Source organism: bacterium (assembly GCA_031082185.1).
GTDB lineage: Bacteria > Sysuimicrobiota > Sysuimicrobiia > Sysuimicrobiales > Humicultoraceae > VGFA01.
In genome coordinates this window covers 65,314-88,532 of the sequence record JAVHLI010000010.1, presented here as the reverse complement: position 1 = coordinate 88,532, position 23,219 = coordinate 65,314, and the positions used below count along the sequence as shown (strand labels likewise).

29 protein-coding genes are annotated in these 23,219 nt (G+C 66.3%); 10 read left to right on the top strand and 19 right to left on the bottom strand.

The window, feature by feature from the left end:
- The first annotated feature begins 1 nt into the window (after window position 1).
- Together RDU83_10295 and RDU83_10290 are read left to right on the top strand one after the other, a co-directional pair.
- The gene (locus RDU83_10295; protein ID MDQ7841404.1) at window positions 2–1,975 is read left to right on the top strand and encodes an ABC-F family ATP-binding cassette domain-containing protein; all 1,974 of its coding nucleotides are present in this window, start codon (window positions 2–4) and stop codon (window positions 1,973–1,975) included.
- Between the two features lie 51 nt (window positions 1,976–2,026).
- Window positions 2,027–3,112 (top strand): uroporphyrinogen decarboxylase family protein, encoded by a 1,086-nt coding sequence (locus RDU83_10290; protein ID MDQ7841403.1) that lies wholly within the window; start codon window positions 2,027–2,029, stop codon window positions 3,110–3,112.
- On the opposite strand, the gene RDU83_10285 is transcribed toward RDU83_10290, so the two are convergent.
- The 5 genes from RDU83_10285 to RDU83_10265 form a co-directional block, all read right to left on the bottom strand.
- Window positions 3,109–4,356: an FAD-dependent oxidoreductase gene (locus RDU83_10285; GenBank protein ID MDQ7841402.1), complete on the bottom strand. Its 1,248-nt coding sequence runs from the start codon at window positions 4,354–4,356 to the stop codon at window positions 3,109–3,111. The two genes, RDU83_10290 and RDU83_10285, sit on opposite strands and share 4 nt — an antisense overlap.
- A 7-nt stretch (window positions 4,357–4,363) precedes the next feature.
- Complete coding sequence (locus RDU83_10280) at window positions 4,364–4,678, bottom strand: type II toxin-antitoxin system PemK/MazF family toxin (GenBank protein MDQ7841401.1); 315 nt, start codon at window positions 4,676–4,678, stop codon at window positions 4,364–4,366.
- Complete coding sequence (locus RDU83_10275) at window positions 4,675–4,920, bottom strand: ribbon-helix-helix protein, CopG family (protein MDQ7841400.1); 246 nt, start codon at window positions 4,918–4,920, stop codon at window positions 4,675–4,677. Before RDU83_10275 ends, RDU83_10280 begins: the two co-directional genes overlap by 4 nt.
- A gap of 120 nt (window positions 4,921–5,040) precedes the next feature.
- Window positions 5,041–5,700: a hypothetical protein gene (locus RDU83_10270; protein ID MDQ7841399.1), complete on the bottom strand. Its 660-nt coding sequence runs from the start codon at window positions 5,698–5,700 to the stop codon at window positions 5,041–5,043.
- 111 nt (window positions 5,701–5,811) lie between these two features.
- Window positions 5,812–6,843: a hypothetical protein gene (locus tag RDU83_10265; protein MDQ7841398.1), complete on the bottom strand. Its 1,032-nt coding sequence runs from the start codon at window positions 6,841–6,843 to the stop codon at window positions 5,812–5,814.
- 91 nt (window positions 6,844–6,934) lie between these two features.
- Between RDU83_10265 and RDU83_10260 the strand changes: the two genes are divergently transcribed.
- Together RDU83_10260 and RDU83_10255 are read left to right on the top strand one after the other, a co-directional pair.
- Entirely contained in the window at window positions 6,935–7,546 is a 612-nt protein-coding gene (locus tag RDU83_10260) for a helix-turn-helix transcriptional regulator (protein ID MDQ7841397.1), read from the top strand.
- A gap of 40 nt (window positions 7,547–7,586) precedes the next feature.
- The gene (locus RDU83_10255) at window positions 7,587–9,050 is read left to right on the top strand and encodes an MBL fold metallo-hydrolase (GenBank protein MDQ7841396.1); all 1,464 of its coding nucleotides are present in this window, start codon (window positions 7,587–7,589) and stop codon (window positions 9,048–9,050) included.
- On the opposite strand, the gene RDU83_10250 is transcribed toward RDU83_10255, so the two are convergent.
- Window positions 9,043–10,251 carry a hypothetical protein gene (locus RDU83_10250; protein MDQ7841395.1) on the bottom strand — a complete coding sequence of 403 codons (1,209 nt, stop codon included), beginning with the start codon at window positions 10,249–10,251 and terminating at the stop codon, window positions 9,043–9,045. The genes RDU83_10255 and RDU83_10250 overlap by 8 nt on opposite strands.
- A gap of 156 nt (window positions 10,252–10,407) precedes the next feature.
- On the opposite strand from RDU83_10250, the gene RDU83_10245 reads away from it, so the two are divergent.
- Window positions 10,408–11,424, top strand: coding sequence for an extracellular solute-binding protein (locus tag RDU83_10245; GenBank protein ID MDQ7841394.1), 1,017 nt, complete (start codon window positions 10,408–10,410; stop codon window positions 11,422–11,424).
- A 10-nt stretch (window positions 11,425–11,434) separates the two neighbouring features.
- Window positions 11,435–13,045, top strand: coding sequence for an iron ABC transporter permease (locus RDU83_10240; GenBank protein MDQ7841393.1), 1,611 nt, complete (start codon window positions 11,435–11,437; stop codon window positions 13,043–13,045).
- A gap of 65 nt (window positions 13,046–13,110) precedes the next feature.
- On the opposite strand, the gene RDU83_10235 is transcribed toward RDU83_10240, so the two are convergent.
- From RDU83_10235 to RDU83_10225, 3 genes are read right to left on the bottom strand one after another with little or no spacing between them, the layout of a single operon-like run.
- On the bottom strand, window positions 13,111–13,407 hold the full coding sequence (locus RDU83_10235; protein MDQ7841392.1) for a hypothetical protein: 297 nt from the start codon (window positions 13,405–13,407) through the stop codon (window positions 13,111–13,113).
- A 45-nt stretch (window positions 13,408–13,452) separates the two neighbouring features.
- On the bottom strand, window positions 13,453–13,836 hold the full coding sequence (locus RDU83_10230) for a hypothetical protein (protein MDQ7841391.1): 384 nt from the start codon (window positions 13,834–13,836) through the stop codon (window positions 13,453–13,455).
- A gap of 4 nt (window positions 13,837–13,840) precedes the next feature.
- Window positions 13,841–14,077: a BrnT family toxin gene (locus tag RDU83_10225; protein MDQ7841390.1), complete on the bottom strand. Its 237-nt coding sequence runs from the start codon at window positions 14,075–14,077 to the stop codon at window positions 13,841–13,843.
- Window positions 14,078–14,293: 216 nt separating this feature from the next.
- Here RDU83_10225 and RDU83_10220 point away from each other — a divergent pair, with 216 nt between their 5' ends.
- Window positions 14,294–15,082, top strand: a complete 789-nt coding sequence (locus tag RDU83_10220; GenBank protein MDQ7841389.1) for an ion channel — start codon at window positions 14,294–14,296, stop codon at window positions 15,080–15,082.
- Entirely contained in the window at window positions 15,079–16,011 is a 933-nt protein-coding gene (locus RDU83_10215; GenBank protein ID MDQ7841388.1) for an HNH endonuclease, read from the top strand. Before RDU83_10220 ends, RDU83_10215 begins: the two co-directional genes overlap by 4 nt.
- A 12-nt stretch (window positions 16,012–16,023) precedes the next feature.
- Here the strand turns inward: RDU83_10215 and RDU83_10210 are convergent, their stop codons facing one another.
- From RDU83_10210 to RDU83_10170, 9 genes are all read right to left on the bottom strand, one after another.
- Complete coding sequence (locus RDU83_10210; GenBank protein ID MDQ7841387.1) at window positions 16,024–16,287, bottom strand: type II toxin-antitoxin system RelE/ParE family toxin; 264 nt, start codon at window positions 16,285–16,287, stop codon at window positions 16,024–16,026.
- Window positions 16,287–16,535 (bottom strand): type II toxin-antitoxin system prevent-host-death family antitoxin, encoded by a 249-nt coding sequence (locus tag RDU83_10205; GenBank protein MDQ7841386.1) that lies wholly within the window; start codon window positions 16,533–16,535, stop codon window positions 16,287–16,289. Before RDU83_10205 ends, RDU83_10210 begins: the two co-directional genes overlap by 1 nt.
- A 283-nt stretch (window positions 16,536–16,818) precedes the next feature.
- Window positions 16,819–17,151 (bottom strand): hypothetical protein, encoded by a 333-nt coding sequence (locus RDU83_10200; GenBank protein MDQ7841385.1) that lies wholly within the window; start codon window positions 17,149–17,151, stop codon window positions 16,819–16,821.
- A 139-nt stretch (window positions 17,152–17,290) separates the two neighbouring features.
- On the bottom strand, window positions 17,291–17,611 hold the full coding sequence (locus RDU83_10195) for a type II toxin-antitoxin system death-on-curing family toxin (protein ID MDQ7841384.1): 321 nt from the start codon (window positions 17,609–17,611) through the stop codon (window positions 17,291–17,293).
- Window positions 17,612–17,614: 3 nt separating this feature from the next.
- Window positions 17,615–17,878: an AbrB/MazE/SpoVT family DNA-binding domain-containing protein gene (locus RDU83_10190; GenBank protein MDQ7841383.1), complete on the bottom strand. Its 264-nt coding sequence runs from the start codon at window positions 17,876–17,878 to the stop codon at window positions 17,615–17,617.
- Between the two features lie 186 nt (window positions 17,879–18,064).
- On the bottom strand, window positions 18,065–18,319 hold the full coding sequence (locus tag RDU83_10185; GenBank protein MDQ7841382.1) for a hypothetical protein: 255 nt from the start codon (window positions 18,317–18,319) through the stop codon (window positions 18,065–18,067).
- Window positions 18,320–18,359: 40 nt separating this feature from the next.
- A complete protein-coding gene (locus RDU83_10180; protein MDQ7841381.1) occupies window positions 18,360–18,938 on the bottom strand; it encodes an ATP-binding protein in 579 nt (192 codons plus the stop codon).
- Window positions 18,939–19,002: 64 nt separating this feature from the next.
- Window positions 19,003–19,212: a hypothetical protein gene (locus RDU83_10175; GenBank protein MDQ7841380.1), complete on the bottom strand. Its 210-nt coding sequence runs from the start codon at window positions 19,210–19,212 to the stop codon at window positions 19,003–19,005.
- A 279-nt stretch (window positions 19,213–19,491) separates the two neighbouring features.
- Entirely contained in the window at window positions 19,492–20,523 is a 1,032-nt protein-coding gene (locus RDU83_10170) for a DUF362 domain-containing protein (protein ID MDQ7841379.1), read from the bottom strand.
- A gap of 267 nt (window positions 20,524–20,790) precedes the next feature.
- Here RDU83_10170 and RDU83_10165 point away from each other — a divergent pair, with 267 nt between their 5' ends.
- Both RDU83_10165 and RDU83_10160 read left to right on the top strand, forming a co-directional pair.
- Window positions 20,791–21,531 carry a hypothetical protein gene (locus tag RDU83_10165; protein ID MDQ7841378.1) on the top strand — a complete coding sequence of 247 codons (741 nt, stop codon included), beginning with the start codon at window positions 20,791–20,793 and terminating at the stop codon, window positions 21,529–21,531.
- Window positions 21,532–21,614: 83 nt separating this feature from the next.
- Entirely contained in the window at window positions 21,615–22,406 is a 792-nt protein-coding gene (locus RDU83_10160; protein ID MDQ7841377.1) for an aldolase/citrate lyase family protein, read from the top strand.
- Between the two features lie 39 nt (window positions 22,407–22,445).
- Here RDU83_10160 and RDU83_10155 read toward each other — a convergent pair whose 3' ends face one another.
- Window positions 22,446–22,808: a pyridoxal-phosphate dependent enzyme gene (locus RDU83_10155; GenBank protein MDQ7841376.1), complete on the bottom strand. Its 363-nt coding sequence runs from the start codon at window positions 22,806–22,808 to the stop codon at window positions 22,446–22,448.
- Between the last annotated feature and the right edge of the window lie 411 nt (window positions 22,809–23,219).

The window sequence follows — 23,219 nt, the reverse complement described above, 5'->3', positions numbered from 1 at the left end:
CATGCCACTTCTTGCGGTCAACGACGTTTCCAAATCGTACGCCGACCTGGAGATCCTCCGGGGTGTCACCTTCTCATTGGAGGCCCGCGAGCGCGCCGCGCTGATCGGCCGCAACGGCACCGGCAAGACTACCTTGCTGCGCCTGCTGGCAGGGCTGGATCAACCCGATGAGGGGCGGATCGGCCTGGCCGGATGGGCGCGGGTGGCTTACCTCCCGCAGACCCCTGTGGGACCGTCGGAGAGCGCGGTTCTCGCGCACGTGCTGGAAGGCGCGGCAGACGTCCGCGCGCTTGAAGCGCGCGCCCTCGACCTGGAGCACCTGATGGCCGCGCCCGAGGTGCACGGCGATACCAACCGGCTCAACGCGGTCATGGAAGAGTACGCCCGCGTGCGCGATCACTTCGAGCATGCGGGCGGGTTCACGCTGGAGACCCGCGCCTGGATGGTCCTCTCGGGACTGGGCTTCCGCGAACCGGACATTGCGCGGCCGCTCGGCGTGCTGAGCGGCGGGTGGCGCGTCCGCGCGGAGCTGGCGCGCGCGCTGCTGGGCGAGCCCGATCTGCTGCTGCTCGACGAGCCGACGAACCACCTCGACCTGGCCGCGACCGAGTGGCTGGAGGACTACCTCAAGTCGTTCCCAGGCGCGTGCATCGTGGTGAGCCACGACCGAGCCCTGCTCGACGCCGTGACCTCGCGCACTCTCGAACTTGAAGACAGTCGGGTAACCTCCTATCCCGGCGCCTACTCCGCCTACGCGAGATTGAAGGCCGAACGGATTCGTCTGCAGCAGGAGGCTTGGGTCCGGCAGCAGGAGGAGATCGCGAAGCTCGAGGACTACATCCGCCGCTACAAGGCTGGACAGCGCGCCGCGCAGGCCAAGAGCCGCGAGAAGATGCTTGCCCGCGTGGAAGCCGAGATGATCGAGGCACCGCGGGAGCGGCGCGGGCTCCGGGTGAGGGCTACCTCTGCGCCCGCGTCGGGGAAGATTGTGGCACGGCTCAAGAAGGTGACCAAGCGGTTCGAGGATCCCACGGCGGATGCGGCGGCGGCCGGCGGGGCGGGCGCACCCGCCGCCGGCGCGGGCAGCCCCGGTGCCGCAGGCATTGAGGTGCTCAGCGAGGTGAGTCTCGAGATCTACCGCGGCGAGCGCGTCGGCATGCTGGGACCCAACGGCGCCGGCAAGTCCACGCTGCTGCGCCTGATCGCGGGCCTGGAGACCCCCACATCGGGTATCGTCACGCTTGGGACCGGCGTGCGGCCCCGCTACTTCGCCCAGGAGTCCACCCTGGCGCTCGATCCCGCCAACAGCGTGCTCGACGAGATCCTCTCCGACCGGCCGCTCAGTCCTGAGCAGGTGCGCGCCTACCTGGGCCGCTTTCTCTTCAGCGGCGAGGAGGTCTTCAAGCGCGTGGGGATGCTCTCCGGCGGCGAGCGCCAGCGCCTGAGTCTGGCGAAGTTGCTGCTGGACGAGCCCAACCTGCTGCTGCTGGATGAGCCCACCAACCATCTGGACATCCCGGCGCGCGAGGCGCTGGAGGCGGCGCTGCGCGAGTTTCCCGGCACGATGATCGTGGCCACACACGACCGCTATCTGTTGGAGCGGCTTGCGACGCGCATTCTCACGGTCGAGGACCGCGGCATCGCCGACTTCGCCGGCACCTATCGCGAGATGCGCGAGCGCCGTACAAGGGAGGCAGCACAGCGGGCGCAGAGGTCGGAGCCGCGCGCCGGGAAGGCCACGCGCAAGGGCGCGGCAGGTACGCCGCCGGCTGCGCCGACCTTCGACGAGGTGGCCGCTCAGATCGCGGCCGCGGAGCGTGAGCGGGACGAGGCCGCGGGGTGGCTGGGTGATCCCGACCTCTACCGCGACCCGGCTCGGGCCAAGGCGATGCGGCTGCGGTACGAGGAAGCGGAGCGCAAATTGGAGGCACTGTACGAAACGCTCGAGCGGATTGAGGAGGCGGAAAATCAATGAGTGCCTTCATGGCGCCTGCGCTCCCGGATGCATTCTTCGGCGGCACCCAGCGTGTCTGAGTCGCGCGAGGCGGACTACTCCGTGTTCCAGGAGGGCGTCGCCCTGATGGCGGATGCCATGCGCGGCACGGCCCGGTGGGTGCCCGTGTATGCCCAGATGCACGAGTTCGTTGCCGAGCAGTGCGGCATTCCCCGCCGAGAGTTCTTCAGGCGGCCCGAACTCCTGGTGTCGGCCACGCTGGATACCCAGGCGCGATTCGGTCTGGACGTCCCGGCCATTACCTACGACGTCTACAACATCGAGGCCGAGGCGCTGGGGCAAGGTATCCAGTGGAGCGAGGACGGGATGCCGGACATCGACCGGACCGCGCCCCTGATCCGCGACCGAGCCGACCTCTCGCGCATCCGGACGCCCGACTTCGATTCGCAACCGGCCTGTCAGCGCGTTCTGGAGATGTACGCTCATTTCAGGAGACTCGCGGGGATCGAGCCGGGGCTGAGCTTCTGCGCCCCCTTCACGCTGGCCACGAACCTGCGCGGCATCGAGCAGTTTCTCCTGGACATGTACACGGACCCCGAGTTCGCTCGAGACCTCCTCGCCCGGATCTCGGAGGAGGTGCTGGCGCCGTGGATCGTCTACCTGCAGCGCCATTTTCCACACAGCACAAAGATCTCGGGCGTGGATGCCACCGCTTCCCCGCCCATCGTCAACCTGACCTTGCTCCGGGAGTGGGTGGTCCCCTCGATTCTCCGGCTCCGCGAGTTGTCCGGTCCGGGAGTCGCCGTGGCGAATTGGGCCGGAGAGCGCTATCTGAAGCGGCCCGAGGAGATGCTGGACCTCAAGCTTCTTGTCGGTCCGGGCCCTCTTCTGGGACAGGATCCAGACGTAGAAGCGCTGGGTCCCGGCTTCTACAAGACCTACGCCGACCTTCACGACGTGCCGCTGATCCTGGGCGTCGGCGCCGGCTTTCTGGCCCAGGAGCGGCCGGCGGCCGTCGCCGAGCGCGTGCGACGCTACGCAGAGGTGGGGGCGCGGGGCGGGCGGTTTGCTCTGTATCTCTGCAACCTGGGCGCAAACACGCCACCGGAGAACCTCCGCGCCGCGGTGGAGGCGGCCCACGCCGTAGCCGTAGCCTAGAAGCGGTCGGGGCGGAAGGGCTCCAGCGGCACCGACGGCGGCCGCCCATCCGCCAGTTCAGCCACCAGCTTCCCCGTAATCGGCGCCTGCGTGAAGCCCAGCATCGCGTGCCCGGAGGCGACGATGAGTCCCTCGATCCCCGGCGCCCATCCTATAACCGGCAGTCCGTCAGGAGTGACGGGCCGGAAGCCGTACCAGGCCTCGGCCTGATCCACAGGCGGCGGACTCGCCAGCAACTCGTGAGCGGCGCTCACCACGGCCCTGTACCGAACCGGGTTGATGCCGGGTGTGAGACCGGCCAGCTCAAGTGTGCCGCCGAATCGGAGCCGATCGCCCAGCGGCGTGACAACCACGCGCCGTTCCATCGAGAGGAGCGGCACACGGGGTGCGCCTGGATATCCTGGGATGGTCGCACTGTAGCCCTTGGCCGGCTGAAGCGGGATGCGCAGCCCGAGCGGCGCGGCCAGTGCAGGCGTCCATGCGCCGGCGGCAAGCACCACCAGGTCCGCGGGGATCTCTTCACCCTGCGGCTCAAGCAGCACACCACGCGCCCTGCCTCCCGCCACCGTGATCCGCGAAACGCCGCGTCCGGTGATCAGTCGAGCCCCACTCGCCTCCAGTCGGCCCGCCAGACCCAGGGTGTAGGCGTAACAGTCGCCGTGCGCCTCGCCCTCGATGAACAGCCCGCCGCGGATGCGCGGGCTGAGCGCGGGCTCAAACTCCAGCGCCTCTGCCCGGTCGAGGAGCCGGGCGTTGAACCCGGCCTCCCGTAGCGCGACGTGCTCGTGATGGGCTTCGCGGAAGCCCGCGTCCGTGAGATAGACGTGCAGCAGACCCTGACGCTTATAGAAGAAAGCCGGGCCTGCCTCGCGCGTCATCTCTTCGAAGAGCGCCAGGCCGGCCCGGCTGAGATCGAGCAGCGAACGGAACCCGCGCTCCGCTGCCTCGGGGCTACATGCACGTCGGAACCTCCACAACCAGTCGAGCAGCCCTGGATCGAGGCGAGGGCGCACGTAGAACGGGCTGTCCGGCCTGAGCATCCAGCGAGCGGCCCGGCGGATTGCTCCGGGCTCTGGAATCGGGTGGGAGTGGCTGGGAACGATCAGGCAGGCGTTGGCGTAGGAGCAGCCGCGGCCGATCTCATCGCGATCCACCAGCGTGACCCCCCAGCCGGATCGGGCTAAGAAGTGCGCGCAGGCGGCGCCGATGGCGCCGGCTCCGACGACAACGGCGCGGCTGGGCATGCGACCTCTACGGGAGATCCATGGCGAACTTCAAGGCCTGGTCGAGCGCCTGGAGCTTGGCCGGTGAGAGTGTTGTCAGGTACTCCACCAGCGATGTTTTGGGGACCGTCGCGACGGTGTCGGCGTTGGCCACGCTCCGCTGGGGAATCCCATCCTCCGGACCCAGCGCAACCTCAACGGGAATCCGTCGGATCGTTCGCGTCAGGGGGACCACGGTCACGGCGGTGCGTACTCGGTAGGCCTGATTCCGAGAGACCAGCACGGCGGGGCGGAGGCCGATGGGGCTTGGGAACCGCACCCACCAGATCTCGCCCCGCCTCACGACCACTCCTCCTGCTCCAACGCGCCCGTGGTGGCCTGGGCCAGGGCTTCGGCCTCGGTGCCCTCGGGCCACCGGCGATAGCCCTCCTCGTACGCGCGGACCGCCCGGTGATGTCCTTCCGCCGCCAGGTACACGGCAATGGCCCGTTGGATAACCTGGCTGCGCGGAATCCGCAGCCGGCGACGTATGCGCTCGACGGCGTCCGCCTGAGCATCCGGAAGACTGATGGCTACCTTTTTCATACCGGAGTCATACTACCATTCAGCGCGCTCGCGTGTCAAACCCCTACGCTTGCCCGTTGAAGCGCACCTAGCGCCGCGCCGTGCGCGGGCACCGCGTCGCCTGCACGCCTTGGTTCGGCCTCATGCCTTCTTCTGTGGATCGTCGGGATGCTTTCGGTCTTCCTGCTCAAATCCGAACTTCCTTTTTCGAGATGACCGGTATTCGGATGTCTGCTTGGATAGGGAAGCCCATGCGCTCGTACTGCCTCTGCCGCTCTTCTCGAACACCAACACCGCGTCTGCGGGAATGCCGACAGCCATTGCGTCGCCTATAGCGGCAAGGTCAGCACTCAAGAAAACGAACTGCCACGAGTCCTTCTCGGCCTTCTCCTTGATCATCTCTTCAATCTGGTCCTTGCGGAACTCCCGGCTTGAGTTCTCCTCACCATCCGTGACGACGACTACGACAACCTGCGATGGACGGTCTTCCTTCTTGAGTTTGCCAAGGCTCATCTCAAGGTCATTGATCCCCCGACCAAGGGCATCAAGCAATGGCGTTGACGCACGAGGCACATACGTTTTGCGGTTCAGCTCGGGAACATCTTTGATTGGCGCAAACCGGTGAATCACCTCGTACGGGTCTTGGGTATCGAACTGAACGAGCGTCAGGGTTGCCTTCCCGGGTTCTGCCTTCTGCTTCTTCAGAAAGGCGTTGAAGCCGCCGATCGTATCGTCTCGAATGGATTCCATCGAACCAGAGCGATCCAGAATCACAGCGATGTGCGTGTAGCCTTGTTTCATGTTCCTTCTCCCCTTTCGCCGACCGTTGAGGGTCGGCGGTGGTATGCTGTCCGCGTTAGGCCAGAGTGTCAGCTTCATCGGGTCAAGTGCCCAAGCAGACCGAGGCTCCTGTTAGGTCTTCCGCCGTCTCCGCTCGCCCATCGGAGCGAACCCCGCGGCGCGCGATCGCCCGTTCTGACCGCGATCCTTGATCCGAAACAGCGAGAGGTGCAGGACGGCGCCCTCGACCTCCAGCGCCGCGCCCACCACGCCGCCTCCGGTGATCCGCAGGTCGGTGCCGCGGCCAACTGCGCCGTGCGCCGTGACCGTGGCGCTCCGGGCGGAACTCAGGAATGTCTCGGCCTCCCCCGACGCGCTCTGCGCGCCGCCATCGCCTGTCGCTCCGCCATCACCCTTCGCCAGCGCCTCGACGGCATACGACGGGATGAGCCGATCCCAGAGGCCATCGAGGGTCTCCGGCCGGTCGAAGAGGTCCGCGCACACGACGCGGCCGCCCACCGCGGCGACCACGCCGGTCTGTCCCTGTTGTCTCGGGAGCCGCTTCAGGTATTCCTCGATGTCGTCCGCCCTGTGCTCGTAGGCAGCGTGCATGGCCGACGTCGGCGATGCGGCTCCCACCGCGCGCAGCGTCTCGTCCACACCCTCCCAGACGGCCGACTGATCGGCCTCGTACGTCCCGTGGCGGCGGACCGAGTCCGCCACCGCCTGGACATTGACCGCGCGGGTGCTGAAGAACAGCGCCGGGCTCGTGGGCATCGCCGTTGAGCGCGGGGCGCCCCACCTGCCGGCCTCGACGCAGGACACCGGGATGTCGAGCGCGGTCTTCTCCGGCACCAGGATCGTGGCATTGAGGACGCGGTTCTGCTTGACGCCGACCAGGTGCTCGCCATCCAGCAGCAGGACCGGCTTCTCGCCCTGGTTGTGGATGCGCAGTCCGGGTACCGTCCCACCACCGATCTCCTCGATCACGGCGACTCCTGACTCGACTGCCTGAGCAAGCAGGAGATACTCGAAGCGAGCCCGGCAGTCCGTGAACAGCGGGAACAGGGTCAGGCCCGAGAAGGAGTTCGGCTCGCCATAGCGAATCGCTCCTTCTGCGAAGAGAGCCATGAGAGTGGTGACAGGCGCCTGGGAATCATTCATTTGCGCAGCCTCCAATATTCGCTTTAGCCCAGTATATATGCTATAGTGGAGTTTGTCAAGTCTATAGCGAGTATGGTAGCGGGGTGGCCAGATGACCGGCAGGGGTGAGAGGTCCGGCAGGAGTGAAAGATCCGATCGAACCATGGGGGCCGGGCGCGCCAGGGCATATCTTAACTATGGCAGGGCGATCCGGCGGCTGCGGAGGGAACGCGGGATGACCAGAGACGCCCTGGCCACTGAGTCGGGTGTTTCGCCTTCGTATCTCTATGAGGTGGAGCGCGGCTACAAGCGGCCGTCAACCGACGTGCTGGCAAGTGTGGCGGAGGCGCTCGGCCGGTCTCCCAGCGAGATGCTCGCCTACATCGAGGTCATGTCCGAGGCCCTGCCGGAGACGCCGGACGAGACGCCGATCATGGCGCAGATCGACGAGCCGCCCGGGGAGTCGGACCAGTCGCCCGACGAGCCGGACCAGCCGCAGATCGCGGCCTATCGCGTCGCATCACCGCGCATGGAGACCCCTAATACCCGCCGGGAGCGGGCTTTCAGCCGCTTCAACATCGAGCCGGCGATTGGCGCCCACCAGGCCCCATCGCCCGAGACCGGGTCGCTCCGAGCCCTGCTGGCCGTGCTCGAGTACCTGAGCGAGGACGACCTGCGGATCCTGCTCGCGCTGGCCCGCCGCCTGGCAGGCGGGGGCATGTAGACGGTACGATGCGACGCCGGGCGCGCGGGTAGTCGGTCCCATGCTGCGCCTCACCGTCCTCGGAGGCGCCGGCGAGATCGGCGGCAACAAGATCCTGCTGGAGGATGAGGACTCCGGCCTCCTCCTCGACTTCGGCATCAGCTACACCCGCCGGGGACAGTTCTTCGAGGAGTACCTCAAACCGCGCACCGCTGCTGGCCTAACCGACCTGCTTGTCACCGGCGTGCTGCCGGCCGTCCCCGGTCTCTACCGGCGCGACCTGCTGGAGATGGCGCAGCACACGGAGCTACCGGTCCACGGCGCGCCCGCGGCGCAGGCGGTCCTGATCTCCCACGCCCACCTCGATCACGCCGGCCACGTCGGCTTCCTGGACGAACGGATCCCGGTGTACTGCTCCCCGTTGTGCCACGCCACCCTCGAGGCCATGGCCCTCAGCCGGTCGCGCGACTTCGAGACAGAAATCCTCAACTTCCTTCCCAGGCCGGCCCTCCCACCCTACGACGATGTCGTGCCGCGTCGCTTTGAAACCGTCGAGGCCGAGTTCACGACCGGAGTGCTCTCCTGCCGCGCCCTGCCGGTGGACCACTCGATGCTCGGCTGCATGGCCTTTCTGGTGCGTACCTCGCGGGGAAACATCCTCTACACCGGCGACCTGCGCTTCCACGGACCTGAGGCGCACCTCAGCGAAGCCATGCTGGAGTCCGCGGCGGCCGAGGGCGTCTGGATGCTGATCACCGAGGGCACGCGCCTGGACGCCACCGAGCGCCGGACCGAGGAGGACGTCTTCGCGGAGTGCCTGGAGGCGGTGCGCGGCTGCGCAGGGCCGGTGATAGCCGACTTCGCGCCGCGCGACCTCTACCGCCTGTCCACCTTCCTGGGCATCGCCAGGGAGACCGGCCGCTCCCTTGTCGTCCTTCCCCAGGACGCGTTCCTGCTGGAGCACCTGCACGGCCGGCATCCACTGGTGCCCGACCCGAAGATGGAGCCGATCCTGATCCTCAAGGAGCGCAAAGGCAGCGGCACCTACCGGGATCAGGACTATCCGATGTGGGAACGCCAGGTGCTGAGGTGGCCCACCGTGGGGACCGCGGACGAGCTGCGGCCGGCGCGCTCAAGTCTAATGCTGGCGCTATCCTTCTGGGATGTCCACAACCTGATTGACCTGGGCGTGGGCGGTGATCAGGGTTTGGGCGCTGGCCTGGGCGCTGGCCCGGGCGCTGGGGACGACGCGCTGTTCATCCACTCTGCCAGCGAGGCGCACAGCGAGGAGCAGGCCCAGGACGAGCGACGCCTGGACAACTGGCTGGACCTGCTGGGCGTGCGCGGCCGTCTGCGCAGCCACGCCTCCGGACACGCCGGTCAGGCCGACCTGGTGCGGATGGTCAGGCGGCTGCGGCCGGAGATCCTGGTGCCGGTTCACACCGAGGTGCCGGGGTTGTGGCGGGAACTCGTGCCGGAGGTGCAGGTGGTGGAGCCGGCCGCCGGCGTCGCGATCGCTATCTGACCAGCCGCTGGAACGCCATCCCGGTACGCGTGGGCTGCGGCGGGTCGGCCATCATGTTGCGCGCCGCGGCCAGGTTGGCCTGCCTGAACAACTCGGCCGGCCGCAGTCCCCTGGTACTCTCCCCGTAATCGACATAACCGTAGAAGTGTCGCGACCAGAAGAACGACGTGAAGTCAATGTTGAGAAAGTGCGAGAGCTTTCCCACTATCGCGATGAACTCCACGTCGAGCGGCTCCCAGAAGCTGAAGACGTCGCGCGCAAAGAGCGCCGGGGCGGCGGCGACCGCCTGGCCGCGCAGTTCGTGGTCGCGGGTCTTGTACAGCCACGCCTCGCCGAGCACCAACTTCTTGTTGGCCCGACGGGCGATGTCCGCGAACCTGATCGCCTTGTCAACCACGTAGTCCTGGTTGATCGGGTAGATGTGCATGTCGAGGTAGTCGAGCGTGGTCCGGGCCAGACTCTGCGCGTAGGCCAGATCGTCCCATGTCCCGGTGCCCGCGCCGACTTGGACGCCCGCGCGGTCCAGACCGTTCAGGACATGCTGCACGACCCCGGTGAAGTTTCCCACGGTGAACGGCAGGCCGGTGTTCTCCTGCGCCGTGTGCGGCTCGTTTACGATGGTCAGGTAGTCAGGCTTGATCTCGCGGATGATCACCTCGGCCATCTGCCGCGTCTCGCGCATGTAGCGCTCGAGCGTGAGCCCGGTGTAGTGGCCGGCCACAGGCAGGGAGCTGAATGCCGGCTCGCGGAATCCGGGCGTCATCTGCGCCAGGAACTTCACGTTCCGCCTCTTCAGTTCGGCGGACAGCCGCTTGAAGAACTCAAGGTACTCGGCCGAGCGCGGGAAACCCGGCACCAAAATAGGGTACTTGATCGCCACCTTGACCCCGCGGACGCCCACCAGTTGCAGCCGATCGAGGTTGAGCATGACCACCTGCCACGCCTGCGGGCGCAGCAGCGTCTCGCCCTGGTTGCTGTTGGCCGCCAGCAGCTCGGCGCTGAAGAGGGTATCGTGTCGCTCGCCGCGCCACCGTGAGGTGATGTGGCTATCAATCGTGCGGAGCTTGGCTGCCAGCATCGGATAGAGGTCGGCGTACTCGGCCGGAACGGCTGCCGGACCGGCGCCGCGCGCGTTCGCGCTGGCGAGTCCGGCCAGCAGCGCGGTGATCAGGAGAACGCTTGATAGGTGGTGGGTGCGCATCCATCATTCCTCCGGGAAGTGTTGTTCCCGCTAGGTGGACGGGGAAGACGCTGCGGGGGTTGAGTGGGGGGAAGGTAAGACCCGCGTGCGCCCCGTATAAAGGCGGTGGGGGAATCCAGAGGGCGGTACAAGACTGCTAGTGCGGAGGGAGATTTCGTGAGGACGCTTGCCGTTGTTGTTCTCCTGTTGTCCCTGACCCTTACAGGCGCGGTCCACACCCAGGCGCAGCCGCGCCGGATCGTCATCTATGCTGCCATGGACGAGACCGTGATCAGCCGGATCGTCAAGGCGTTCACCGATCGGACGGGCATCCCGGTGGAGATGTTGACCGTGGCCGCCGCCGGCACCATGGCCGCGCGCATCGTGGCCGAGAAAGCCCGACCCCGCGCGGACATCTTCGTGGGCGGCTCGATAGACTTCCACGCGCCGCTGGCAACCGAGGGCATCCTGGCGCAGTACCGCTCCCCGGTGATAGCCCAGGCCGGCATCGGCAAGGAGCTCGTGGACCCGCAGGGGTTCTGGAACGGGTGGTACCTGGGCGTGCTCGCGGCCGTCGTCAACCGCCCGCTGTTTGACCGGACGCTGGGAGCGGCCGGGGTCTCGCTGCCGAGGACCTGGGACGATCTGCTGGCGCCGGCATACCGCGGGCATTTCGTCCAGCCCAGCCCGGTCACGACCGGCGCCGGGTACATCTTCGCTGCCACCCAATTCTTTAGGCTCGGCGAGGACCGCGGGTGGGCCTATCTGCGGGCGCTCCACGCCAACACATCGCAGTACGCGCCCACGGTTCCAGCGGCCATGACACTGGTGGAGCGTGGGGAAGCAACACTTGGGATGAACTGGGCGCACGTAGGCCTCATCGCCCGCAACCGAGGTGTGCCAATTGACATCGTGCTCCCGACCGACACCGGCTTCGAGATCGGAGGGGTCTCGATAATCAAGGGAGGCCCCAACCCAGAAGGCGCCAGGGAGTTCGTGGACTTCCTGTACTCGCGGCTGGCCCAGGACATCGGCGTGAAGTTCCACCTGACCTACCCGGTCAGGGGCGATGTCCCCAGCCCTCTCGGGATGCCGGCGTTCGACAGCATCAAGCTGGTCAAGTACGACCGCGAGTGGGCCATCGCGAACATGAGCCGCGTCAGGGAGAGGTGGACCCGAGACGTAGGCCGCTAGACCGAACCGGATGCGACGGCTGACGGCCGATCCCGGCCTGCTGGCGGCGTTCGTCGCCGCCGGCCTGCTGCTTGTCACATTCGTCCTGTATCCGACCTTCCGCGTGTTGGTGTTCCCAGCACTGGAAGACTACCTAGCCATTCCGGATAGCGCGCGGTGGATGCAGGCCGCGCGGAACAGCCTTCTCATGATGGTGCTGTCGAGCACGTCGGCGACGGCCCTCGGGCTGGTCTTCGCCTTCGCGATGACGCGGCGCGACATCCCCGGCGCTAGGTTCTTCCGCGTGATCGTCCAGTTGCCGATGTTCGCTCCTCCCTTCATGGTGGCCCTTGCCTACATCCTGTTGTTCGGCAAGCAGGGGTTGATCACACGGTCCCTGCTCGGGCTCAACGTGAACATCTTCGGCCTGCCTGGACTCTGGCTCGCCCAGACCGTGGCGTTCTTTCCCTACGCCGCGATTATCATCACTGGCGTGCTCAGGGGGATAAACCCCACCCTTGAGTTGGCCGCCGCCAGTCTTGGAGCGGATCCGCGGCGGGTGCTGAGGGACATCACACTGGGACTGGCCAGGCCGGGCCTGACCGGTGCGCTTCTCGTAGTGGCAATTACCGTCCTGGCCGACTTCGGTAACGCGGTAATCATCGCCGGCGGGTTCCCTCTCTTGGCAACAGAGGCCTGGTTCCGGCTGGAGGGGATGGGTGACGCCAGGGGTGCGGCCCTGGTTGTCTCAATGCTCATTGTCCCCACGGTCGTGCTCTTCTTCCTCGAACGCCACATTATCGGACGGAGGCAGTACGTCACGGTAACGGGACGCGGCGGGCGCATGGAATCGCTAGGGATCCCGCCCGGGCTGCGGTGGACCGTGTTTGCGATCTGCGCGTTCGCCTCGGTGCTGGTGGTGCTCGTGTACCTGACCATTGTGCTGGGAGCGTTCGTCGCGGTCTGGGGATATGACTGGTCCATCACAATGGACCACTGGCGCCTCTCGCTGGACCGGGTGGGCACCCTGGTGAACAGCCTCAAGCTGGCGGCGGGAAGCGCGGCGATGACGGTCGTCCTCGCGGTGTTGTTGGCCTTCCTCGCCTCCAGGGACAGCCCGGTGCGGCGCCTTCTCGACTTCGTCGCGATGCTGCCGGGCGCGCTGCCGGGCGTCTTCGTCGGGGTGGGCTATGTTCTGGCGTTCAACCAGCCGCCGCTCGAGCTGGTGGGCACCTACTGGATCCTGGCCCTGGCGCTGGCCTTCTGGCACCTGCCGCTGGGTTACCAGACGATTGCCGCCTCCCTCCGGCAGATCGAGCGGGCCATCGAGGAGGCGGCGAGCAACCTGGGTGCCACAAGCCTGGACGTGGTCCGGGACATTTACCTACCGCTGCTGCGGGGGGCCATTGTGGACGTGTTCGCGGTCTCGTCCATCCGTACCGTGGTCAACGTGAGCATCGTGGTCTTCCTCGTCTCTCCGGGACACGTCGTGGCGACCTTCGCCATCATGTCGCTCATCGTGAACGGATCATGGGGCGGGGCAGCCGCGTTGACGTCGTTGCTGCTGGTGGTGACGCTGGCGGCCGCGGGCGCGGCCCGGGTGGTGTTGGGGGCAGAGGTTAGGACGGCGAGGGTGGGGTAGGGCACTCAACAAAAGACCCCTGCTCCGCGGTGGAAGCAGGGGTCTGAGCCGGTCGGGTCCTGTACCTATGCGGGCGGGGTCCCCCAGAAAGTCGGCGGCGCCACCGGGGCCGGCGGTGCGACCGGGGCTGGCGGTGCAACCGGAACCACTCGCCTCTTAGCGGGCCGCTTCGCCCGGGCCTTGACGGGCTTCTTGACGGGTTTCTTGACCGGCTTCTTCGCCGGGGCCTTCTTGGCCGCGCGAACGGGCTTGCGTACCGGCTTCGCCTTGGCGGGCTTCTTCTTGCGGGCAGTGGTCTTGGCCGCCGCCTTCTTCTTAACGGGAGCCTTGCGAGCTGGCTTGGCGCGCTTCTTGGCTGGCAACGACGTTCCCCCCTTCCGTTGGTAGGTTCGATGCCGCTGAGACACTTACAAGTGCAGAGTACGACTTAGTCGCGAGGTCTCCTGCTTGCGAGGTCTTTGGGTTGCGGCCCTAAGCTCCTCGATGGCCCGCTCCCGAAGCCACATTCGGGCGAGCGTCTGGTACGAGAGGCCCTTCCGGAGGGCAATCCGCTTCAAGGCGCGTACCAGGGCGTTGTCGAGCCTCATCGTGACGGGACGCAGAGGCTCGCCACGGCCGTACTCAGCCTCTTCCTGGAGGCGAAGAGACGCGTCATCAACCTCGACGTCCGCCCGCTCCCCGAACGCCTCGAGGTTGTACGCGGACAGATCGGCCGCCGGATCGTCGAGGAACCGCACGAGCTCGCGCTCGCTGGTGAACTCCGGCAGCAACCGCCTCAGCGCTCGGGCCATCTGATTACGTCACCTGTCGCGCGGTTGCGATGTGCGCGGTCGTTCCTCGCAGGTGAAAGACGACCAGCAGCAACCGGCCTGTCTCGTCGCGGCCCAGCACGAGGTACGCGCCGTACCTGGCCCGGCGGAACACCTCTCGATTGCGAATGGCCTGGTTGGCATGATAGGGCTCGATGCCCCGCCTTCGGAGCTTCTCCCGAATCCGGCGGCTTATGAACGTGCGCTCGATCCGCGGCCTCACTGTACAGTCCAGGAAATATACTGTCAATACTCTTACTGTACTACCTTATCCTCTTCCTATACGACGCCGGTCCCCACGATTCCCCCGTCTTTCTATCGGCGCCCGAAGCTCTCGATTGCCAAGGCCGGCGCCCCGGCGGTTCTCGGATTCGTACCCGCAGCCCGAACCGCCGGTATGGGCAGGTATAGAGGGGGCCAGGGGCCGAATTGCCGACTCGTGCGCAGCCGGCTGGATCGCGCCCTGGAGATCGCCGTCGTCCTGGCGGCCCTCGTCACCATTCCCCTTACGGTGGCCCCGGAACGGGGCGCCCGGAGCCTCCTGATCGTGGTGGGAGACTGGACGGTCTGGGCCGTCTTCCTTGCCGAGTACTCCGTCAGGCTGGCGCTGTCGCGCGATCGCAGGACCTATGTTCGGTCCAACCGGCTCAGCCTCGCGATAGTCGTCCTGTCCTTTCCGATGCTTCCGGCGCTCATGGGGTTGTTGCGCCTGGCCAGGCTCGTCCGGCTGCTCCGGCTGTTGCGGATTCCTGTGGTCCTGTTGCGGGGCCTCAAAGCCCTGCGGCTGGCCATCGGACGGCCGGGGCTCGTCTACCTCGCCGCGGTAAACGTGTTCCTGATCCTGGCCGGCGGTGTGCTCCTGCACATGGTCGAACCTGAGAAGGTCAAGGGCGGCGTCTTGGATGGAATGTGGCTGGCCATCGTCACGGCGACGACGGTGGGATATGGCGACATAGCTCCAGTCGGCCCATGGGGCCGCGCCATCGCCGTTGTGCTGATGCTGGCCGGAGTGGGGCTCGTCTCAACCCTGGCCGCCTCTATCGCGGCGTACTTCATCGGGCAGGACAGACAGGTGGGTCCGGAACGCCCGGCGGGGACGCGGCAGGATAGCGTCGCCTGGGATCACGGCGCGGTGCGCGCAGAACTCAGGCGGCTGGTCGAACAGATGGACAGGGTGGAGCAGGCAGTGGCGCGGCTGGCCGAGAAGCCAGATGCCGAGCGGCCATGAACGCCTACGTCGCCGTCACCGACAGAAACTGGTTCGAGCATCTCCGGAGCGCCGGGGCCCTCGACGAGGTGAACTTCTGGCAGCCGAGCCCGGGCGGAGGGTTCCACGCGCTCAGACCCGGCGAGTTGCTCCTCTTCAAGCTCCACCGCCCCCATGACTTCATCGTGGGCGGAGGGGTCTTCTCCCACCGGACCAGGCTGCGCGTCAGCCTCGCATGGGAGGCGTTTGACATAAGCAACGGTGCCGAGAGCCTCCCGGAGATGCGCGCCCGAATCGAGCGCTACCGCCGCATCCGTTCGGCCCCGCACGAGGACTATGAGATCGGCTGTATCTTGCTCCAGGAGCCGTTCTTCTTCCCGCGTGAGGAGTGGCTCCCGGTTCCTGCCTGGCACGCCAACATCGTTCGCGGAAAGACATACGACCTGACCGTCGAGCCGGGGAGAACCCTCTGGCAGGATATCCAGGAACGGCTGCGGATGCGGGCATTTCATCTGGAAGGGGCAGTCGGCGAGACCCCGCAGCCTGCCAAGCGTTACGGGGAGCCTGTCGCGGTTCTCCCTCGCCTCGGGCAGGGATCGTTCAAGATAATGGTCGCGGACGCCTACCGCCGGAAGTGCGCGGTGACAGGCGAGAAGGCTCTGCCGGTCCTCCAGGCGGCGCACATCCGTCCGTATGCCGAGGGTGGCGAGCACCGGGTGGACAACGGGCTCCTGCTCAGGAGCGACCTCCACATCCTATTCGATCGGGGCTACGTCACCGTGACGCCCGAGTACCGCATGGAGGTCAGCAAGAAACTCCGGACCGAATTCGACAACGGCGAGGAGTACCTCGCCAAGCACGGCAGCCGGATATGGGTGCCTGACAGTCTCGCAGCCCGACCGAAGCCGGAGTTCCTCGCGTGGCACAACGAGCGGCGGTACATCGGTTGATCGGCGCCGCTGTCAGGGCCTGCGCCTTCGATAGGCCTCCCGGCGGTGGCGGACCGTTTCCAGCCAGACTGCCTCTTCGGCAGGCAGATATGTGTAGACAATGCGGTAGGCGCCAACGCGGAGCGAGAACTCCCCGGCCAGCGGTCCGGTGAGCGCCTTCCCGAGGTGAGGATTCAGTCGGATCCCTTCCAGCGCGGCGCGCACTCTTGCCTGGATGGGGGGATCAAGCGCTTCGAAGCTCTGTTGGAAGCGCCGAGTGACGAAGACGCGTACCATCACCCCTGCCCGAAGTACTCCTCATAAGGAACATAGCGTCCTGCCTTGATGTCGTCCTTCGCCTGCCGGATCTCGTCCAGAAGCGCGTGATCGGCCATGACCTCAAGAGTCTCGAGTTCCTCCACGCTCACAAGCACGGCCTTGGGCTGCGACCGAGAGGTAATGATGTACCGGGCGCCCCTGGATGTGCCTTCCAGGATCTTCCTCAGGTTGCTCCGAGCGGCCACAACCCCGATGACCTTGTCCACACGAGCACCTCCACTGCTGGCCTATGCTCATAGTGTACGCTCAAGTGTACATATGTCAATGTCCCGCGCTCCGGCTCCCCATCCTGACCGTCCCGTCAAGAACAGGAACAGCGCCGCTCGCCCCCACCGTGAGCGCCAGCGCTTCGCTGGCGAACTCGTTCAGCCGAGACGCCCAGCCGCTTTGCCGTCTCGGCAGCGAGCCTGTGAACGAGCACTGAAGGCCGTCTGGTCCAGCCGCAGGCCTGGAGGTAGGCCTCCACTTCCGACACACCGGCTACCCAACTCATGAGAGCTTCACATTGCGCGCGGAAGTGAGCCAAGCGTGGGCTCCTCCGTGGGCAGCGATCAACGAAATCGCCCCGGCCACGATCCGCTGGCGCAGGCATCCCGAGCCGTCGTCACCGCTGTAGCAGCGCTCTCGCCCCCTGAACTCCTGCCAGGAGAACACTGCCGTCGTGGCGAGATACGGGGCCGGTGGGGACTGGTCGAAGCTGGCCCTGACGTCAACAACCTCTGCTACATGCACGCCGCGGCGGCTGATGCCGACGATGAGCGCACCTCGCCCGCGGGCGGAGAGACCGCGGAAGACAATCCTGATCTCCTCTGTCTTGCCCAAGCGGGACCCTCAGCCGGAGGCTCCTGTTCCTCTCGCGGCTCATGCAATCCAGGCATCGGCAGCGGCCTGTGAATTGTGCGGGGGGGTGGTCGAAGGACACCTCATGCGGCGGCAGAGGCTCGGATGTCAGGGGTGCCGGTCATTCCGCGGGGGGTACCGTGTATCTGCGAAACCAAGCCGCGGCGGCCTCGACGGTGACCTTCCCCTCGTTCACACCGTTGACTAGATCCAAAACGGCCTGTTCTCGTGCCTCCACACGGTAGCCAGCACGCTCAAGGAAGAAGAAAGCGAGCACAGACGCCGTACGCTTGTTACCCTGAACGAAGGGGTGGCTTCGGATCACTCCCCAAAGCAGGGTTGCCGCCTGAGTGTACTCGTCAGCGGGCTCCACCGCGTATTCCTCCATGACGGCGGCGTGGATTGCCTCAGCTTCCGCGACGGTGAGCGGCGGAAGCTCCATGCGCTACCGTTCACCCACGGCGCGGTGGCCCTTAGCCATAGCATCGAGGGCCTTCCGGTAGCGCCGTACTATGCCCTTCGTCAGTTCGGTGCCTTGTGGGGAGAGCGCGGAAACAACCCTCGCCGGTTGAATCAGTAACCCTTCTCGGGTGGGGCGCAGTTCCACAAGAGCCCCCTTCTCTAGCCCATAGGCTTCGAGCAAATCGCGAGGCAGCGTCACTCCAAGGCTGTTGCCGACCGTGGTAATCTGCCGAAGGGCCCTGGTCATTTCTCGGATCCTCCCAGAGAGCAATTATAACGGTATAAACAGTCTATACACTACTTCTCTGGGGGATGCCTTGTCAATCCCTGGCTCAGCCACGGCTCTCCAGACGCACGGGCGATCTACCGGTCTTATCGGCCGAAAGGATCTACGGTTGCGGCGGCGGCGCGGCGCGCGGGTCTTCCACGATACTCATGCGGTGTACACGCCCATCCAGCAGACCAGGTGGATCTCGTCTTCCCCAATCGGCGGCAGAGGCTCGGGGGCGCGGAAGGGCTGCAGGCCGAGATCCCGGATCTTCGCCACCAGCGCGCCTGACACGGCGGCGGCCGGCCGCCGGTCAGACTCGGTAATGGCTACCTCGAGCGCGTTGGGGCCGCTGCCGAGGACGAGGGCCTTTGGACGGAGGCCTCGGGGTTCGCGGAAACACGCCTTCCCCCCGGCCAAGGGTGTGGGGGAGACTCCCTCTGCCTACCCGTGTACCGCATCATGCTCCGTCGCCCGATGCCAGGAAGTACCGACGCCTGGGATCGTGGGGTCCTGTACCCACCTCAACGATCAGGCCCCGACCGATCAGTGAGATAAGCCTGGAGCGAGTGGTACGCTCAGTGCGCCCGATTGCCCTCGCAATCTCGTGGGTAGCGAGGCCGTCCCTCTTGCGGAGCGCTCCGACGATTCGCTCGTCCAGTTCGTCCAGCGTGGGCGGCCTGCGGCGGACGGCCGACAGCGTGACCCTGAAGTGGGTTCCGATCTCCTCGAACCGCGGCGGGTCGAGCCCGGCGTCCCCACAGGCACCGGTCATCCGCTGGATGCCGCTCCCCCACTGCTCGATCAGTCCCAGTTCGTGAAACACCCTACCTATCACACGGTTGCGCAGCTTGGAGATGCCTTGCTTGATGTCGGCGATCGTGAGCCCAAACGGCAGCAGGCCGGGGTTTTCGATCTCGATGCGGTCGTCGAAAATCGAGACACGGATGGGCGCTCCCCGTTGCGAATAGTCGGCGTGGACGACGGCGTTGACGATGGCCTCCCGAACAGCCACCGGCGGAAACGCCCATCGGTCCACACGGCGAACCTCTCCGATCACCGCCTGGCGGGCGGTGTTCCTTTGGATGAACCGGATGGCTTCCTCAACGCCTGGCCTGGATCCACGCGTCGGGGAAGTAGCGCTCCCGGTCCCTGCTGAAGAGCAGCACCCCCCCGACGGTGGGAACCATACGCCCCTGGTATCTGGTGGTGACGCGCAGTATCACGAGGTCTCCCCGCCTGAGCGCACGGACAGGGGCAAACGACTCGGAAGCGGCTCGGAAGTCGATCGCTTCCGAGTCGAGGTCGGGCATCGGTTGCTCGTCGAAGCTCTCATTCCGAACGGAACGCCGGAGCTCATCAGTCAATGCGGGATCGGCACGGCGGTTGGTCGAACCGACGCGAACGAAGACCCCGGCTTCCGGCCCCAGACTCTTCAAATGGTGAGGACGGCCAACTCCGGCACGAGCAGCGGCGCGATGCCGTCGGCGGAGAGTGCCTGGCGATCCTCGGAATCCTCCAGGAGCCGGAATACCTCTCCTCGGGGATCGGCCTCCTGGTCGGTGAGGCGCTCCCAGTTGGCCGATCCGCCTCTACCCCTTGGACAGCTCGCTCCTCACCGCCGCGATGACCGCGCGGCCTTCCTCACTGTCTGTTGTCATTTCGATGGCACCGGGCGTCGAGACCCCCAACCCCAGCGCAACTGCCCGGCGTATCTGCTCCTGATCGAAGATCCTGCCCTGGGCCGTGGCGCCCACCACGCCGTGCATGCGCAGCAGCGCCACTCCGACCGCGTCCAGTGCCACCCTGTCGGTGCCTGCCAGCACCACCTCGGGCCTGGCAAGTGTGCCCCTCGCCGGTCCCCCGTCTATGAACGCCTGAATGCCGTCGAGGACCACCACGGCGGGCTGGTAGAGCTGGTTGATCTCCGCTATCAGCGTCCGCTGGAGTGGCGAGCCGTGCAGTTCCCGCATGTAGTCGTAGCCGTCGGCGTCGCGCCTGCCCACCATGCCTACCGTGTTCTTGAGCGACATCGTGAAGTGCCCGCCGTGGCCGTGGGTCTTCAAGCAGCAGGTCTGTATGATGACCTCTGCGCGTTCGAACAGGACAGGGTAGATGACGCCTTTCTGCCAGTTCCACCCGGGGAAGGAGCGGTTGCGCCACTCCGAGGCAGGCAGGTGCTCGAGGGCCACGACCCCTACGCCCATCTCGCGGCCGAGCGTGTCTACGCCCTTGTCGCGGATCACGCGGGCGGTATCCCCCATCCCGCTGCGGTCGGCGATCGTGATCTCGCGGGCCCCTCCTTCCTTGCATCTCTCGATCAGCGTCCGCAGCGTCTCATCGTGGGTGGAAGCCGGGAACGGATCGGCGCTGTTGAAGTTGGGCTTCACCACGACGGACTTGCCGCGCACATCCGGCATGCCGAAGAGGCGCAGGGCCCTGAGCACGCCGTCCCGGTGCTGGCCGGTCTTGACCAGTGCCACCTTGCCGGGATGGGGAACCGGGCCCAAGGCGCTGCCCTCGGCGGCGCCCAGGCCGAGCATCCCTTCGGGAAACCCCCGGAGCGCCAGCGCTCCGCCCGCGGCCGCTGCGATCTTGAGAAACTTCCTTCGGCTCTGTCTCACGGTGCGCTCACCCCCCAAAGCACTGCGCCCTATAGACGAGGGTCCTCGGCTTCGTGATAACCACCGTCTCTCCTCGCTGGTCCTCGATTTCCTGGTTCAACGCAACGATCCCCATCCCTGTTCCCCGCTCCTCCTTGGACGCCGACCCGGATCCTTTCAACGCGGCTACTGGTTCATCGGGCTGCGCAGGGGTATCATCGTCCTGTTGCGGTAGGCCGATCGGATAGGATGCGCTGGAGTGCCGCAGCGTCGATGAGGATGCCTGGTATGGTGAGGATCGAGCCGTTTGACCCGAGGAGCGCGAGCCGGCGCGAGTACGAGGCGGCGGCCGCCGCCTTCATGGAGAGAATAGGCGCCCGGATGGTCCTCGCAGGCCACCAGAACCAGCTCGACCTACAGGATCTCGACAGAGATCTGCTCCGGCGCTGGCAGGAGGGAGCCCGGGAGCGTGCATCAGGATTCGATCTCGGACTGTGGGAAGGCGACTACCCGGAGGAGAGCATCGAAGAGGTGGCCGTGATGTTCGAGTCCATCAACCGGGCTCCGAGAGATGACCTGGACATGGAGGACTTCCACTGGACGCCGCAGCAGATCCGCGAGTTCGAGAAGATCGGCCGTGCCTGCGGTACACAGGTATGGACGATGTACGCGCGTGAACGCGCCGGCGGCCGAATAGCCGGCTTCACCGATGTCGCGTGGAACCCGAACCGGCCTGCCCTGCTCGAGCAGCGCGGGACCGCCGTGTTTGGCGAGTTTCAGAACCTGGGTCTTGGCCGCTGGCTGAAGGCGGCGATGATGGAGAAGGTGCTTGCGGACGGACCCGAGGTGCGCTTCGTGCGCACAGGCAACGCCGACTCGAACGCGCCCATGCGCAAGATCAACACGGAGCTCGGGTTCAAGCCCCACCGGGCCAGCTTCGTCTGGCAGGTCCCGACCGAGACCGTCCTGGCCTATCTGCGTGAGGCCGGCCTCTGGCCCCACAGAGGGGACTCCTCCTTCCCGTCGTAATAGACACAACGGACGCTCCAAGCAGAGGACGCTCCACGAGTTCGTCCCAAGAAACCGCTCACATCTCCGGAGGTGCGCAGTTCATGTTCACCAACCCGCTCAAGTCTCGCCTGGCCCAGGGCCTTCCCACCGTAGGCCACTGGATCAGCATCCCGTCGCCGTCCATCGTTGAGTTGCTGGCCGCCTTCGAGATGGACTGGCTTCTGCTCGACACCGAGCACGGCCCGGCCAACACCGAAACGCTAGAAGATCAGATGCGGGCCATGAAGGGCACCAATGTGACCCCGCTCGTCCGCGTGGTCGCCAACGATCCGGGGCTCATCAAGCAGGCGCTGGACCGGGGCGCCTACGGCGTGATCGTTCCGCTGGTCAACACTCCTGAGCAGGCGCAGGCCGCGGTGGCGGCCGCCAAGTACCCGCCGGAGGGGATCCGGGGCGTGGCAGGCAGCCGGGTCAACCGCTTTGGCGCGGACCTGGTGGACTATTTCACCCGGTGGAACAGCCAGGTGGTGGTGATCTGTCAGGTCGAGACGACCGAGGCGCTGGCGAACGTGGAACAGATCGCCTCGACGCCTGGCGTAGACGTGCTCTTCATCGGACCCAACGACCTTTCCGCGAACCTCGGCTGCTTCCGCCAGTTCGACCACCCGGAGTTCAAGGCGGCCGTCGAGCGTGTCCTGACGGCGACGCGGCGGTACGGTATCGCCGCGGGCTACATGGCGTCCAACGCGGAGCAGACGCTGGAGCGTCTGGGCCAGGGGTTCCGGTTTGTGGCGGCCGGGAGCGACACGTGGCTGCTGGCCGGCGCGGCCGCGGCAACTTACGCGAAGATAAGGGCAGGCATGGCTGAGAAGGCGAAGGCGCCCCGCAAGTAGCGCCGGCGTGCCGCCGGCGTTGGGCGTCCGCCCGCGGCCCTAGACGATCGTCTCTCCCGGCCGCTCCGTATCCACCAGCGGCAGGCTGACGGGCACCAGGTTGGTGTACTTCATCCCGGCGCCGGTCAGCAGCAGCAGCACGCTGTCCTTTGGCGTCACGGCGCCGCGGTCAATCAGCTCCGGCAGCGCGGCCACGGTGGCCTCGGGCGCGGCGAAGACGCCTTCAACCGACGCCAGTTCGCGCATCGCTACCAGCATCTCGTCGTCGGTGACCGCCAGCGCGGTACCGCCGCTGTCGCGCACCGCCTGCAGCATCAGGTAGTCCCCTATCGCGACTGGCACGCGCAACCCCGAGGCGGCTTTCCAAACGCTCCTGGGGCTGGCGACGCACCACGGCCCCACTGCCTACTACCGGTTGTATGCTTTGGAGTCAGCCGGATAGGACAATCTCCCTTTCGTAGACGCTTTCATTCACCACCACAGTTTCTACTCGTCGCTTCCGGGTGTGAATCAGACCGTCGCCGGTGTCGTGGGTCGGACGCCCCCGATTCGAATGCCTGGCACGCCCCAGGAACTCGAGACACCTCCGCCCTTGCCAGGGCGTGATTACCTTGTGGCTTCGGGAATGTCGTTGTCGCCTCCAGAGGGTGGGGAAACAGAAATCGGGCTACCTTCAGCCGCCAGTTCTCAGCCGGTATCCGATCCCCCGGTTCAGTCAGGATGTAACGAGGTCGGACAGGATCAAGCTCGATCTTCCGGCGCATGTAACTGGTATTCACCTGCAGCAGATGTCGTTCCGGCTCGTATGCGGTC